The sequence below is a fragment of the Psychroflexus halocasei genome (assembly GCF_900107595.1).
Lineage (GTDB): Bacteria > Bacteroidota > Bacteroidia > Flavobacteriales > Flavobacteriaceae > Psychroflexus > Psychroflexus halocasei.
Map to the genome: position 1 here is coordinate 118,890 of NZ_FNQF01000008.1, position 15,074 is coordinate 133,963.

Consider the following 15,074-nt stretch of genomic DNA (forward strand, 5'->3'; position numbering starts at 1 on the left):
AATGTGTGTTGTGTATTTCTGATGCTAAATTCTTTAGCATTTTTTTATTCCTTGAGTTTAGCCTTATAAGAGATTTCGGTTTCTTGACCTTCTTCTTTGACTAAAAACTTAAACTCTGTAAATCTTTTATCAATTTTAGTTTTGACAATTTTCAAAACATCTTTCTCTTCATGTCCGTCAGCTTTAAAAGCATCCCGAACCGCAGCTGGTAAATCTTTAAATTGAATATTTTTTTCATAATTCACTTCTGTTTGAATTTCTAAAACTTCAAATTGACTTTGACTAACTGTCGCTTTCATTCCTATTGTAGCTGCTGCAAATGCAACTGTAAAAATCATCTTTTTCATAGCAATCATTTTAATTTGATTATTGTTTCAAATTCATTTAGCTAATATTCAATATTGAGACCAGAATAAAATAAATGATTAAATAGCTGAAAATCAGAATTTTAAAATAATGAAGTTTTAAATAGATTTAAAAATCTGTAGAAATGATTCTACACTTTGTAGAAAAACAAAACGTAAATCAACACTTTTTAACTTCATATTTTTTGTGAAAAAGCAGCATTTAGGCAAAAGAATTCCTCTATTTTTAAAAAAAGTAAATTTGGTACATCTTGTGCCTTTAAAAGTCTCTATAAATAAAAGCGATGTTTAAGCTAAAAGGTAAAATGCTTTGGATTTTCACACTGATTCTTATCGGCTTGATGGGATTAAGTGTTTATTTCTATCAAAGTTTGGGAAGTATCAATAAAGATGTTGAAAGTGCTTTGGCACCAGATAAAAACTCAGCTCACATCAAGCAAATTATGCTTGACCTCAACAAATTCAACAGTCTGTATCTTGTCAGAGAAAATAATTCAAACAAGCAAATGTCAGACAGTTTGATTGATAAAATTACGTCAAGAATTGATTCGATTCAGCTTAATTTAAACAGTCAAAAACACAAAATTGACAAGCTTGACACCATCCCTTTTCTGCTGGAACAAATTAGAGATGATTATGCAGCTTTAGAAAAAAACAGTGATCTTCAACAAGAAAAGCTCTATAAAGAATTTAAAGTTTTTTTAGAAGATGAATTGCTCACGCAAGCCACACAATCATCAGATTCTGTGATGATTGTAAAGCATATTAACTCAGAAATTTATGAGCGCTCACTAGAAGGCATTGACTCAACAGAAGTAAGCGAAGAGGATTCTCGTAACTTTTTTCAAAGATTATTTGGCGGTGAGAAACCAAAACCCAAGAAAAAAGACATCAAAGTGATGGATACATTGATCAACCAAAAAATTGACACCTTAGCCTCAAAAAGCTCGGATAGTCTACTTTTTGATATCGAACCATCCATGCAGATGTTCCAAACGAGACGCATGAGACTTTTGCGACAGCTTAATCAAAGAGAGCGTGATATATTCAAAAGTAATATGGAGATTTATAATGATGTTGAGAAAATATTGAACGATATCATTTTTACTGAATACCAAAATCAACAAAACTCAATTGTTAAGCTTCAGGAAAATGCTCAGAAGAAACTTTACATTATCGCTTTTATTGTTGGCTTGCTTATTCTGATTATTCTCATCAGCATGCTGATTATATTTAAGGATATTAACAAGAATATTTTTTACCAAAAGAAACTAAAAGAAAACGAAGCTAAAGCAAGAAGAGAAGCTGAAGAAGAACAGAAATTTCTCTCAACAATGAGTCACGAATTAAGAACGCCGCTGACTTCAATTATTGGTTATATCGATCTTTTGGATCACGATAATGAAAATGTTTTGGCTTTAAAATCTGCTTCAGATTATCTTTATGAAATGACAAACGAAATACTGGATATCGCTAAAATCAAAGCCGGAATTATCGATGTCAATAAAAAACCCGTCAACTTCACAAAAGGGCTTGATGCGATTGTGCAAAGCTTCTCGAGACCTATAAAAACAAAAGGTTTAGCTTTTGAATATAGAATTCCTGAAGAGAATATTTATGTTGAAACTGATCTTCAATTATTACAACACATTCTCTATAATCTATTGCATAATGCGATGAAGTTTACTGAAAAAGGAAAAATCAGTTTTCATGCTTTTGCAGATGTTGATAACCCAGATTATTTTATTCTTGAGATTAAAGATACTGGTGTCGGCATGACTGATGTTGAGATTGACAGTATTTTTAAAGATTACCAACAAGCAGGAACTCATAAAAACAAATTGAAAGGAACTGGTTTAGGCTTAGGCATTGTCAAAAAGCTTGTCCAAAATCTGGAAGGCAAAATGTACATCAAAAGCAACATTGATAAAGGCACATATTTCAGATTGGAGTTTCATTTAAAACGTTTAGAAAATATTAAAGAAGAACAAACGAATGCGTTACAACCTAACAAGAGTTTGCTTCAAAACAAACATATTTGTCTTGTTGAAGATGATGAATTGATTCTAAAATTATTGACAAAAGTGCTGACTTCATATGGCGCTAAAATCACTTCGTTCTCAAATCCGCAAGAAGCATTGAACGCCTTAGAAAATATTGATTATATCGACTTATTTATTTTTGATTACAAAATGCCAGAAATGACAGGCTACGAACTTTTACAGAAGTTAAAGGCAAAATACCCTGATTTACCTCCTGCCATTATTTCGACAGCAAACACAATGCTGAGCGATGAAGAAAAATCTCATATTTCAGCTTTTGATGCTAAAATTTTTAAACCTCTTAAAACCAAAAAACTTATTGACACCGTTTGTGATTTACTGAATATTAAGCAAACTCATCAAACGCAAACCGAGAGGAATTCCGTTGAAATTTCTGAGAGAAAATACAGTTTAGAAACTTTAAAAGCCTATGCCGGTGATGAAATGTCAGCACTTATAGAACTCACCCAATCCTTAATTGATGAAAACGAAACCGACCTCAACAAACTCAAAAAAGGAATTCAAGAAAAAGAATCTGACATTTGCCGTGACGCTATTCATCGATTAACTTCTAGATTTGGACAAGTTGAAGTCAAAGAAGAAGTTGATATGGAATTCATCCGAACAAAATTATATGATGCTGAAGCTGACTTCCCTCATGAAGAATTAGAGTCACTTTATCGTTTTTGGAAAAATATCAATCAACAGATTCAAAAAGATCTGGGATTGATGTCCTCATAAAAAAACGCTTTTATCAGATCTGATAAAAGCGTTTTTTAAATTTATATTTTCTCTAAAAGTTCATTGAGTATCTATGCTCAATTCAGACTGAGATTTTATTAATCGTTCAATTTCAGGACAGCCATAAATGCTTCTTGTGGAATTTCCACATTACCAACAGCACGCATTTTCTTCTTACCTTTTTTCTGTTTTTCTAAAAGTTTTCTTTTACGAGAAATATCACCACCATAACATTTTGCAGTTACATCTTTACGTAAAGCTTTCACAGTTTCTCTCGAAATAATTTTTGCACCAATTGCAGCCTGAATCGGAATATCAAATTGTTGACGTGGTATTAATTCTTTTAATTTAATACACATTTTCTTACCGATATCATAAGCATTATCGGCGTGAAGTAAAGCTGATAATGCATCAACTTTATTTCCGTTAAGCAGAACATCAACCTTCACAAGTTTAGAAGTTCGCATGCCAATTGGCGAATAATCAAAAGAAGCATAACCTTTAGAAACTGTTTTTAAACGATCATAAAAATCGAAAACAATTTCAGCCAAAGGCATATCAAAACTCAGTTCAACACGATCTTCAGTCAGGTAAATTTGATTTGTAATTTCTCCTCTTTTTTCAATACAAAGCGACATCACAGGACCAACATAATCAGCTTTTGTAATGATACTTGCTTTAATGTAAGGCTCTTCAACACGATCTATAACAGAAGGATCTGGCAAATCTGAAGGGTTACTGACAGGCAATGCTTCATTAGGATCTTTCAGCGTGTAGGCTAAATAAGAAACGTTAGGCACGGTTGTGATTACCGTCATATCAAACTCACGCTCTAATCTTTCCTGAATAATTTCAAGGTGAAGCATACCTAAGAAACCGCAACGGAAACCAAAACCAAGAGCGGCAGAACTTTCTGGTTGGAATACCAAAGAGGCATCATTCAACTGAAGTTTTTCCATAGAAGCTCTCAGTTCCTCATAATCTTCGGTATCAACAGGATAAATTCCTGCAAAAACCATAGGCTTGACATCTTCAAATCCTGAAACAGCATTTTGTGTTGGCGTTTCGGCATCAGTAATGGTATCACCCACTTTAACTTCGCGCGCTTCCTTAATTCCTGTGATAACGTAGCCTACATCGCCAGCTGATATTTCTTTTTTAGGAATTTGAATTAATTTTAGAGTACCGATTTCATCAGCTGAATATTGATTATCTGTTGCGACAAATTTAATTTTTTGATTCTTTTTAATCGACCCATCGAAAACTCTAAAGTAAGTTTCAACACCACGAAATGGGTTGTAAACAGAGTCGAAAATCAAAGCTCTCAACGGCGCATCAGGATCGCCTTTTGGTGAAGGAACACGTTTCACGATTGCTTCAAGAATTTCTTGAATTCCTAAACCTGTTTTTGCACTCGCAGGAATGACATCTTCACGATCACAGCCTAAAAGATCAACAATATCATCTGTCACTTCCTCAGGATTTGCACTTGGCAAATCAACTTTATTAAGAACAGGAATGATTTCTAAATCATTTTCTAAAGCTAAGTAAAGGTTTGAAATGGTTTGTGCCTGAATGCTTTGCGCCGCATCAACAATCAATAAAGCGCCTTCACAGGCTGCAATAGATCGCGATACTTCATAAGAGAAATCCACGTGACCAGGCGTATCAATAAGGTTGAACACATATTCTTGCCCTTCATGATGATGCACCATTTGAACAGCGTGACTTTTAATGGTAATGCCACGTTCTCGTTCCAGATCCATGCTGTCGAGTAATTGTGATTGTTTTTCACGTTCAGTGACACTTTCGGTTGCATCAAGCAAACGGTCGGCAAGTGTACTTTTCCCGTGATCAATATGCGCAATTATGCAAAAATTTCGGATATGTTTCATTCTCTTTTTCTCGTGTTTAAGAGTTGCAAATATAGGTTTTTAAGACAGAAAGTATAAGCTTTAATTGTTTTGATTATCATCTGTCTAGCAATCGATTAAAATTATCATATTTTTAGAGTATATGATTGTAAATTTTAAAAAATTCATTTATAGTTTATATTTATAAAAAACTTAGTTGAAGACTTTCTTTAAAAAATCACCTTAATGCAAAAGAAATTTATTTTTATTTTCTGTTTATTTTATATTCTGAATATTACCGCACAGTCTGAAGCCACTTTCAAAATTACTTACAAAACAGAACCTATTTTACAAGGTTCCTTAGATGGCAAATCTGAACAAATGAAAACCATTGTCAATGAAATTATTGATCAGGCTAAAAAAACAAAATATACTCTAGTTACAAATCAAAAAGAAGCTTCTTTCAGAAAAGAGGAGATGATGTCCAAAGGCGATAGAAATCCTTATGAAAAAATCTTTAAAGAAGGTGCAAATCGATTTACGGGGTTTCATGAAAAGTTATATTCAAACAATCAAGACTCCGAAATTGTATTTAAACAAAATTTAGCAGGTCAAGAACTCGTTGTTAAAAGAGATTTTTACGATTTTAAGTGGCAAATAAAGAAAGCATCTCAATTTATTTTAGGGCTTTCAACAAAAAAAGCTGAAGGCGTCTATTACAATCCTATTACTGGAAATAGTTATGAAATTATTGCTTGGTTTGCTCCATCAATCCCTATTAAAACGGGACCAGATATATATAATGGATTACCTGGCTTAATTTTAGAATTAGAATTACCTAAAGCAGTAATTACAGCAGAAACAATTGAAGAATCTCAAAAGCTCGAAATCAAAAAAGTAAGTGTTAAAGATGCTTTATCTCAAAAAGAATATGAAAAATTAATTTCTGAATTAAACAAAAAATTGAATAGGTAAGATTAAATCTCAAGCCAAAAAAATGATTTTGGTGCAGGAAGTATTTCACAAGAAATCACGACTGACTTACGATTAGAGGCTTTTACCATTATCAACAAGGGCAAGACCAAAACAAGAAGTACAAACGAAATTTCGTATCTCACAGAAGAAAATCTGGATGAGTTGAGAGAAAATAAACAAAAAAACAGTTTAACTTTTAGTTTGAATAAATTAAAACTACGTTACAAACCTGACGACGAAAATGATTTGGCTTATCAGGCTTCTATTAAAACCTCAAATGGTGATGCCGTACAGAACCTTGATTCATACACCACAACTGATACAACGCTAACACAGATTTCACAACAGCCCAAAAATATTTCCATCCTTCAGGAGTTGAGTTATAGCAAACAATTTTCTTATGAACACACGTCTACCCTGAGCGCACATTATAAATACAGCGATCAAAGTAACAACAATGATTGGTTGTTTAATCAACCAGTATTTACAGATTTGATCCCTTTTGAAGATGATGGTGACTTTTATAACTTATTACAACAAAGCTCATCAATTACAAATGAAGCGCAGCTGGATTTAAAACACTACTGGGTACTCAATAATACCAACCATATTTATCCGCGTGTTGGCTTTTCTTTTTTCAATGAAAGTTTTACTTCTTTAGACAGCCAATTATTACAAGATGGCAGCATTAACAGTTTTGATGAAAAAGGTTTTAACAATGACACAAAACTGGAATTAACTGATAGCTATTTCGGTTTTCAATACAAAGTAAAGCTCGGTGACTTTATGTTCAAACCAGGTTTAATGTATCACACATATATTTGGAATGTAGATCAATATGACAAGAAAATTGCTCATCAGCAGAAAAACTTTTTACTTCCTGAATTAAAAATTGATTACAAGATTTCTTCTGCAGAAAATCTTAAATTAGATTATCGCCTACAAACGAGCTTTGGCAATGCGCAACAGTATGCCAACAGATTGCGCTTAGTTAGTTTTAATCAATTGTACCGCGGTAATAAAAATTTGGAAAATGAACTTTACCAACAAATGTCTTTGAACTATCGCAATTTCAATATGTATAAAGGCATCTTCCTATTTGCCAATTTTACTTATAAGAAAAAAGAGAAGAGTATTCGGAATAGCACGAAAATTGAAGGCATAGATCAGGTCAACACTTCTGTTTATTCAGATTTACCCGAAAACACTTACACAGTCAGTAGTTCTTTTTCTAAGAAAATTTCAAAATACAGATTCACAGCACGTGGAATGATGAGTTTTTCAGATTACTCAAGAATAATCAATGAAAAGTTGAGTGCTTACAAAGCAAATAACTATCAATACACGCTCAAAGTAGAAACACATTTTAAGAAATGGCCAAATTTAGAAATAGGTTGGAAACAAAATTTCAGTAATTTTAAATCAGAAATGCAGCAAAGTCAATTTACACGTATCGAACCTTATGCCATTTTGGAATGGAATTTTTTAAATGATTTTATTGCAAAGACAGATTATACCTATAATTATTACAAAAATAAAAACAGCTCACAAGTCAATAAATTTGACATCGGTAACTTTTCCATATACTACAATAAAGAAGGTAGTCCGTGGGGCTATGAAATTGATATTAATAATGCTTTTGATGTGCAACATAAAAACAGTAATAGCATTGATCAATTTATGATCACCGATCGCAAGGTTTATATACAACCAAGAACAATTCTCTTTAAGCTCTCTTATAAACTTTAAAAATATGTGTTCTTTATTTATTAATTTTGCAAACATAATTTTAAAAAGACGACTTTGGCAAAAATAGGCGATATTGATGTAGGTGAATTTCCATTGCTACTCGCACCGATGGAAGATGTGAGCGATCCGCCATTTAGAGCTTTGTGTAAAGAAAACGGCGCTGATGTTGTTTACACAGAGTTTATTTCTTCAGAAGGTTTGATTCGTGATGCGGCGAAAAGCACCATGAAGCTTGATATTTATGAAAAAGAAAGACCTGTTGGCATTCAGATTTTTGGTGCCAATTTGGAATCAATGCTGCAATCTGTTGAAATTGTCGAGAAAACTAAACCTGATATTATTGACATCAACTTTGGTTGTCCTGTAAAAAAAGTCGTTTCAAAAGGTGCTGGCGCTGGCATCTTAAAAGATGTCGATTTGATGGTGAAACTCACCGAAGCTATGGTAAAACACACAGATTTACCAATTACCGTCAAAACGCGTTTAGGCTGGGATCACGATTCTATTAAAATTTTAGAAGTTGCCGAGCGCTTGCAAGATGTGGGTTGCAAAGCCATTTCAATTCACGGTCGCACACGTGCGCAAATGTATAAAGGTGATGCCGATTGGAAACCTATTGCAGCCGTCAAAAATAATCCGCGAATGCATATTCCTGTTTTTGGCAACGGTGATGTCAACACACCTGAACGCGCCAAAGAAATGCGTGACGATTATGGCCTTGATGGCGCAATGATTGGCAGAGCAAGTATTGGCTATCCTTGGTTTTTTAGAGAAGTGAAACATTATTTAGAAACTGGTGAAAAAATTGCTCCTGCCACTTTTCAAGAACGCATCGATACAGCACGACGTCATTTACAAATGGCAATTGATTGGAAAGGTGAAAAGCTTGGTGTTTTTGAAACGCGCCGCCATTACACAACTTACTTTAAAGGCATTCCGCATTTCAAAGAGTATCGCATGAAAATGGTGACTTCAGACGAATCTAAAGATGTTTTTAAAACCTTTGATGAAGTTGAAGAGAAATTTGGAGATTTTAATTTTTCAGAAGCTCAAGGCTGAGATTAAAACTAAAATTTCTAAAGTAATTTTTTGACTCTAGCAGCTGCAATTCGAGATGCTAAAGCACCGAGAACAGTGATAGTGATGATGACGAGAACAAAATTTTGCCATTCTATTTTAACAGGATAAGGCAATCGCTCAGTGAACATGATAAAGCTGAATTTAAGCTGCAAGAGCACAAGAATAAAGCCTAGAATGAGTCCGATGAATCCGCCTAAAATACTCATCAAGCTCCCTTGTAAAAAGAAGATTGAAACAATTTGATTTTTTGTTGCGCCAATATTTTTGAGCAATTTTAAATCGTGACGTTTATCGAGAATTGCCATGGTAATTGAGCCAATCACATTAAACAATGCGATGATCAATACCAACGTAAAAATGAGATAAACCGCCAAGTTTTCAGTATTCAACATTTTGTATAAACTATCGTTTAGAGCAATTCTGTCTTTAACGATAATATCTTCTTCAATAATTTCATTTAAAGAAGTTGTTATAGCTTCAATATCTGCTTTTTCATCGAGTTTCAGTTCAATTGCGCTAATGTGATGATCTTTAAAAGTGAGTAATTCACGTGCAATATTTATATCACCAATTACATAATTTTGGTCGAGTTCATCATTCACACTAAAAATACCAACGACACTTGTGCTGGCTTTTTCAAAAGCACTTGAAATATCCAAAATTTGTCCTTTTCCTGGTTTTGGTACATAAATATTGAGCAAGCCAGAATAATCTCTAATACCAACCGACAAATCTCTTTGCAAACGCGAACCCATCACAACTTGGTACAAGCCATCGCCAAACCATTCGCCATAAACCAATTGTTTATTAAGCTGGTTTGTTTTTAAAAAATTAGAATCAACAGCCTTAAAAATGGCAGGCGAACTCTTGTCTTTAAATTGTAAAAGAACTTTTTCTTCGATAACCTGAGACGCTTTTTTGACACCAGAAATTTCAAGAACTTCATGATATTGCTGATCATTTAAGGTGATTTTTTTGCCCTTGGCAGGCAAAACTTTCAAATCTGGATCATAAGCATTGGTAAACGAAAGGCTGAAATCTTTTAAGCCTGAAAAAACAGATAACACCACAAAAAGTGCGAATGTTGCAGCAATAACACCTAAAGCAGCGATGATGCTGATGATGTTAATGGCATTGTTGTCACTTTTGGAAAACAAATAACGCTTTGCGATGTAGAGCGAAAATCTCACCTTTTCTTACGCTTATCTAAAATATCAGGATCCTTAATCGGGTTGTCTTTTCCTTTAAAAGCATTTTCAAGATCATTGATGTACTCAATAGAATCATCGTGATAAAGCAATAAATCTGGCATACGACGCAATTGATGTTTTGTACGCTGCGCGATTTCGTGTTTTATTTTTGGTCTATACTGGTCAATATCTTTTAAAATTCCGTGTGCTTTTTCACTCGGAAAAACACTTAAATAAGCTTTTGCCTGAAGCAAATCTGGCGTTACTCTTACTTTTGTTACTGAAATAATGATGTTATCAACACCTGCATTTTTAAGTGTTAGGCGTATAACATCGGCCAAATCTTTCTGAATCAGGCCAGCTATTTTTTTCTGTCTATTTGTCTCTTCCATAATGCAAAGGTAATCAGAAGTATTTATACTTTTGTCATATCCAAAAAACGATTTCTTATGAAAAAAATTGAACACATCGGGATTGCGGTTAAAAACTTAGAAGAAGCGGCGCGAACTTATGAAGTTTTAATGCAAGAAAAACCTTACAAAGAAGAAGCCGTTGAAAGTGAAGGCGTTTCGACTTTGTTTTTTAAATCTGGTGAAAGCAAAATAGAATTACTTGCTGCCACCTCTGAAGACAGCCCGATTGCCAAATATATTGCCAAAAAAGGAGAAGGCATTCATCACATCGCTTTTGCGGTTGATGATATTTATGCTGAAATAACACGCCTTGAAGAAGAAGGTTATCAACTGATTAATAAAGAGCCTAAACATGGCGCTGACAATAAGTTAATTGCATTTTTACACCCAAAATCTAACCACGGCGTTTTGGTTGAATTATGCCAAGAGCGCGATTAATAATTTTAAGTTGAAAATTATTTTTGGTTTGTAATCAAGTATTGTTTATTTTTGCAATCCTTAAAAGTTTGCATTTATGCAAATTGGTCCTATAACTCAGCTGGTTAGAGTATTTGACTCATAATCAAAAAGTCCCTGGTTCGAGCCCAGGTGGGACCACAAAACCCTTGAAATCAATGATTTCAAGGGTTTTGCTTTTATGATCTATTTTCAAGTAAGTTAAAGAATAACTTTTTGGTTTTTTCTATAATTCATCGAGTATATATTTAAACAGTTTTAGAAGTTTTTGATTAGGCGAGTTCCGATAAGAATACTTTCATTAAGAAACTCTCTCTAAAAAAATTCATAGGAAACTTTTTAGGTTTATCTTATTCTTTAATAGCTTTTTTTACAAATTCAGCTACTTTTTGTGTTTAATTGTAATTTTAAATGAAATAGCGGTTCAAGTCTCAACCTATACCGCTATTACGTTTATATATTGTTATGTCATGTTTTTTTCCCTTATCACAATGACAATCATTTAGATCCATTGTTGTAATATTACAACAGGCATAATACCCTGAACCACAAGAAACGGAACAACCTGAAGAACCACCTCCAATACTACAACCCGTGGAGCCTTCACCTCCGGCATCACAATCTCCTTTATGTGTTAGAACAGCACTTCTTGATGCCTCATTTATTAAATTGTCAACTGATAATTCATTAAAATTTGCATCTTCTTTATCAAACCATTTATGAATTAATATTTTAAAATTATCAATCCTTTGAATACTATTATTATTAGTCAAGGTTTTTAAATCTGTATTAATAATTTCATTTACATTTCCTTCTACTCCAAGAAATAAATCATCATTTAATAATATTCCATTTTTTAAATAAGATAATTTTTCAATGTTTATATTAATATCAAAGGATTCATCCACTTCATCAAATAGAAACACATGTCTTGCTTCATCAGTTTCTGTATAAATTACTAACTGATTTCTTGTAGGCTTAACAATTTTAAATTTCCCTTTTAGAAAAATAGAATTTTGATAATTGGCTTTAATATTTTTAATTTCATTATTTTCAATTTTTTTAGACAAAAAATTGTATTTATCTGCCATTGTATTTTCATCAGCACTACAAGAAAAAAGCAACATCAATACTAGTACTGGTATTAAATTTCTAACAATTACTTTCATAATAATAAATTTTAATGTTTCGATTTTCAAATTAATGCTCATAACACTAAATAAATCTATAATTTTTTATGTCGTTTCAAAATCATTTCGACTTTGAGTGGTTAGCCCATTTTTAACCATTATATTTTTAAATTTTACATAACTAATATATATTCACAGATATAATTTTTTATATGTGCATAGACATTAAAAAATTTTTATTTGGATTTATTAGTAATTATTTATAAAAGTTAGAGGCGTTAAAAAGTAAAATTTCATTTTTAAAAAAACTGGAATAATATTAATACGACACATCTTAGGCTTAATATTCACTAAAAAACAATTTAATTTAATACTTTTATTTAATTTATCAAAATAAACAGCTTAAAAAACTATTCAAAATTCAATTTTTGCATTTCTGTAAACAAAACTAAATTTATATAACAAGACCAACTTCTTGAACTTCTTCAAAAGAAAGATGAAAAATCTTTTGATTGTTTATATGACATGTATGCCCAAAGTCTTTTTGGTGTGATACATGCCTTTGTCAAAAACAAGGCGCAAGCTGAAGATGTTTTGCAGGAAGTGATGGTCAAAATCTGGCAAAAAATTGACACTTACGATGCTAGTAAAGGGCGATTTTACACCTGGATTGTTAATATTGCTCGCAATGCAGCTATTGATAAATACAGATCTAAAGCTTATAAAAAAGAAAGAGAAAACCTAAGTACAAATAATTTCGTAGATGTTATAGAAGGCTCTTACAATTTAGGAAAACTGACAAATGCAATTGGCATAAAAGCTTTTAAAGAAAAACTAAAACCAAAGTGTATTAAAATTATTGATTTGCTTTTTTATAAAGGTTTTACACATAAAGAAGCTGCAGAAAATTTAAGCATTCCTTTAGGCACTTTAAAAACAAGAAATAGAGCTTGTATCAATGAATTAAGAACTTTATTAGACATCAAATGAGCACACAAGAATATATAGATTCGGGTATTTTAGAGCTGTATGTTTACGGTTCTTTATCAGCGGAAGAAGAGAAAGAGGTGAATGAAATGATGACAAAACATCCTGAAGTTAAAAAAGAAGTTGAAGCCATTGAAGAAGCCATCATCAGGCTATCAAACAGCGCCTCGCCATATTTGCCTTCTGTTAATTATGAACGTATTAAACAGAATTTATTTAAGAAAGAAACCAAAGTAAGGGAACTCTCAAAAACCTCAGCAATGACATACATAGGTTGGGCTGCGGCTATCCTTTTACTGATTGCCTCTGGCGTTCTTTATCAACAATACAACAGCACTCAAAATGAGATTCAGGTGGTGAATCAAGAAAATGAAAAGCTTGAAAAAGAAAACACACATTTAGAAGAAGTTCAAGACAGTTACGCAACTATCATGACATTTTTAAGTGATGAAAATACAGAAATCATCAAGCTCGATGGTCAGGAGAATTTCTCTCAGGCTTATGCAAAAGCTTATTATAACAAAGACTCCAAAGAAGTGATGATTGACGCCAAAGGTTTACCAAAACCTCCAGAAGGCATGGTTTATCAAGTTTGGTCACTGAAATTAGACCCGTTAACGCCAACCAGTGTTGGGCTTTTAGAGGAGTTTACAGATAATGATTCCAAGTTATTCCGCGTTGCACAAGCGCCAACTGCTGAAGCATTCGGGATTACTTTAGAGCCTGCTGGCGGAAGTAAAACACCAACATTAGAAAAATTATATACTTTAGGTAAGGTTTAAAGTAAAATCTTCTTGCTTTTAAATAAGTTGATAAAAAATCCCTGCACATCACGCAGGGATTTTTGTTTTTATGAATTCATCTTTTTATACACAAAGTCGATAATTAACTGAATATCAAGTCGTATTTTTATTATATTTAAAATCCTTACTTAATCAATAAATGATGCATCTGAAAAATATATATTTATCAATTATTTTCATTCTCATTTCTCTTCAAAATCAAGCTCAAGATATCAAAGTTAAAAGTGATCTTGAAAGAATGAAATTAAGTGGACCTGTAAAGTCAGTAACCACGACGCAATATGAAGTTGAAAATGTTTTTTCAGACAACATTGGCAAATTAAGAAAAAAGAGAGATCCTTGGTTTAGTTCATACCTAGAATTCGACAGAAACGGTAACCAGATTTCAAAAAAAAATTATAAAGTTAATGGTGAAATTAAAAATACTTGGAATACCATTTATGATAAAAATAATAATAGAATAGCCGACATTAGATTAAACAGTAAAGATAGCTTGATTTCTAAAACCACTTATGACTATAATCAAAACGGGAAGCTTATTAGAGAAATTCAATATAACTCTGATTGTAAAGTAGAAAATTCTTTTCTGGCCAAGTACAATTTAAAAAATAAAATAATCGAAGAAAAATGGTTCAAATCAGACACTTTACTTATCTATAGAAGAGAGACTTTTTACGAAAATGATAAAGTATCTGCATCAATTTCTTATAACTCCAATGGTGAAATTAACTCAAAAGCTCTTTATGAATATGATAATCGTGGCAATAAGGTGAAAACAAAATATATAGGTGATAACAATTTGACTAAAAGTATTTTTAAATATAAATACAATAACGATAGAAAAAAAGTTAAGGAAGAAACTTACAATTCATCTGGAGAATTAACTGCTATAAAAACATGGAAATATGATGGGAATGAGTTTAAAATAGAGAAAACTGTATTCATACCTTCAAGTCAAAAACATAAAAAAACAACATATCAAAATGATGTTCATGGTAATATGATTGAAAGAGTGAAATATATCGATGATGTAATGACCTATAAAAACATTTATGCCTATGATCAAAACAATAATCAAATTATGGTTAAAGGCTATGATTCTGAAAATGAGTTAAAATCAGAAAGTTTTTCAAAATTTGAAGATGATAAATTAATCACGAAAACGAATGATATTAAAAGTTTAGATTATGTAAGTGTTAAGTACACGACAAAAATTGAATTAGATTAAGGTCATATTTATTAGTTCCTGATAACAAGCATTTTGAGATATAGTCTAATCCATATCTGAAG

Annotated in this window: 12 protein-coding genes, 1 tRNA gene and 1 pseudogene; 9 read left to right on the plus strand and 5 right to left on the minus strand. The window is 32.2% G+C overall.

Annotation, left to right across the window (positions count from 1 at the left end; all coding sequences use genetic code 11):
* Positions 1 to 44: 44 nt before the first annotated feature.
* Positions 45 to 347 (minus strand): hypothetical protein, encoded by a 303-nt coding sequence (locus tag BLV84_RS10285; protein ID WP_143521352.1) that lies wholly within the window; start codon positions 345 to 347, stop codon positions 45 to 47.
* 302 nt (positions 348 to 649) lie between these two features.
* Here BLV84_RS10285 and BLV84_RS10290 point away from each other — a divergent pair, with 302 nt between their 5' ends.
* The gene (locus BLV84_RS10290) at positions 650 to 3,148 is read left to right on the plus strand and encodes a hybrid sensor histidine kinase/response regulator (protein ID WP_093244650.1); all 2,499 of its coding nucleotides are present in this window, start codon (positions 650 to 652) and stop codon (positions 3,146 to 3,148) included.
* A 98-nt stretch (positions 3,149 to 3,246) separates the two neighbouring features.
* On the opposite strand, the gene lepA is transcribed toward BLV84_RS10290, so the two are convergent.
* Positions 3,247 to 5,043, minus strand: a complete 1,797-nt coding sequence (gene lepA, locus BLV84_RS10295) for a translation elongation factor 4 (RefSeq protein WP_093244655.1) — start codon at positions 5,041 to 5,043, stop codon at positions 3,247 to 3,249.
* Positions 5,044 to 5,247: 204 nt separating this feature from the next.
* On the opposite strand from lepA, the gene BLV84_RS10300 reads away from it, so the two are divergent.
* The 3 genes from BLV84_RS10300 to dusB all read left to right on the plus strand — a co-directional run bounded on the left by BLV84_RS10300 (position 5,248) and on the right by dusB (position 8,784).
* Positions 5,248 to 5,976: a GLPGLI family protein gene (locus BLV84_RS10300; RefSeq protein WP_093244660.1), complete on the plus strand. Its 729-nt coding sequence runs from the start codon at positions 5,248 to 5,250 to the stop codon at positions 5,974 to 5,976.
* Positions 5,977 to 6,138: 162 nt separating this feature from the next.
* Positions 6,139 to 7,725 carry a TonB-dependent receptor gene (locus BLV84_RS10305; RefSeq protein ID WP_093244665.1) on the plus strand — a complete coding sequence of 529 codons (1,587 nt, stop codon included), beginning with the start codon at positions 6,139 to 6,141 and terminating at the stop codon, positions 7,723 to 7,725.
* A gap of 54 nt (positions 7,726 to 7,779) precedes the next feature.
* Positions 7,780 to 8,784, plus strand: a complete 1,005-nt coding sequence (dusB, locus tag BLV84_RS10310; RefSeq protein ID WP_093244670.1) for a tRNA dihydrouridine synthase DusB — start codon at positions 7,780 to 7,782, stop codon at positions 8,782 to 8,784.
* 17 nt (positions 8,785 to 8,801) lie between these two features.
* Here dusB and BLV84_RS10315 read toward each other — a convergent pair whose 3' ends face one another.
* Both BLV84_RS10315 and rbfA read right to left on the minus strand, forming a co-directional pair.
* Positions 8,802 to 9,995 (minus strand): ABC transporter permease, encoded by a 1,194-nt coding sequence (locus tag BLV84_RS10315; RefSeq protein WP_093244675.1) that lies wholly within the window; start codon positions 9,993 to 9,995, stop codon positions 8,802 to 8,804.
* On the minus strand, positions 9,992 to 10,387 hold the full coding sequence (gene rbfA, locus BLV84_RS10320) for a 30S ribosome-binding factor RbfA (RefSeq protein WP_093244680.1): 396 nt from the start codon (positions 10,385 to 10,387) through the stop codon (positions 9,992 to 9,994). The genes BLV84_RS10315 and rbfA overlap by 4 nt, the downstream gene beginning before the upstream one ends.
* Before the next feature lie 57 nt (positions 10,388 to 10,444).
* Between rbfA and mce the strand changes: the two genes are divergently transcribed.
* Both mce and BLV84_RS10330 read left to right on the plus strand, forming a co-directional pair.
* A complete protein-coding gene (mce, locus tag BLV84_RS10325; protein ID WP_093244685.1) occupies positions 10,445 to 10,846 on the plus strand; it encodes a methylmalonyl-CoA epimerase in 402 nt (133 codons plus the stop codon).
* 85 nt (positions 10,847 to 10,931) lie between these two features.
* A tRNA-Ile gene (locus BLV84_RS10330) sits at positions 10,932 to 11,005 on the plus strand.
* Positions 11,006 to 11,295: 290 nt separating this feature from the next.
* Here the strand turns inward: BLV84_RS10330 and BLV84_RS10335 are convergent.
* Positions 11,296 to 12,033, minus strand: a complete 738-nt coding sequence (locus BLV84_RS10335) for a hypothetical protein (protein WP_143521353.1) — start codon at positions 12,031 to 12,033, stop codon at positions 11,296 to 11,298.
* 423 nt (positions 12,034 to 12,456) lie between these two features.
* Between BLV84_RS10335 and BLV84_RS10340 the strand changes: the two are divergent.
* The 3 genes and pseudogenes from BLV84_RS10340 to BLV84_RS10350 form a co-directional block, all read left to right on the plus strand.
* Positions 12,457 to 12,984 (plus strand): annotated as a pseudogene (locus BLV84_RS10340) (RNA polymerase sigma factor); the annotation flags it as partial.
* A complete protein-coding gene (locus BLV84_RS10345; protein ID WP_093244693.1) occupies positions 12,981 to 13,763 on the plus strand; it encodes an anti-sigma factor in 783 nt (260 codons plus the stop codon). The pseudogene BLV84_RS10340 and the gene BLV84_RS10345, both read left to right, overlap by 4 nt.
* Positions 13,764 to 13,923: 160 nt before the next feature.
* Complete coding sequence (locus BLV84_RS10350) at positions 13,924 to 15,012, plus strand: hypothetical protein (RefSeq protein ID WP_093244698.1); 1,089 nt, start codon at positions 13,924 to 13,926, stop codon at positions 15,010 to 15,012.
* Positions 15,013 to 15,074 lie beyond the last annotated feature (62 nt).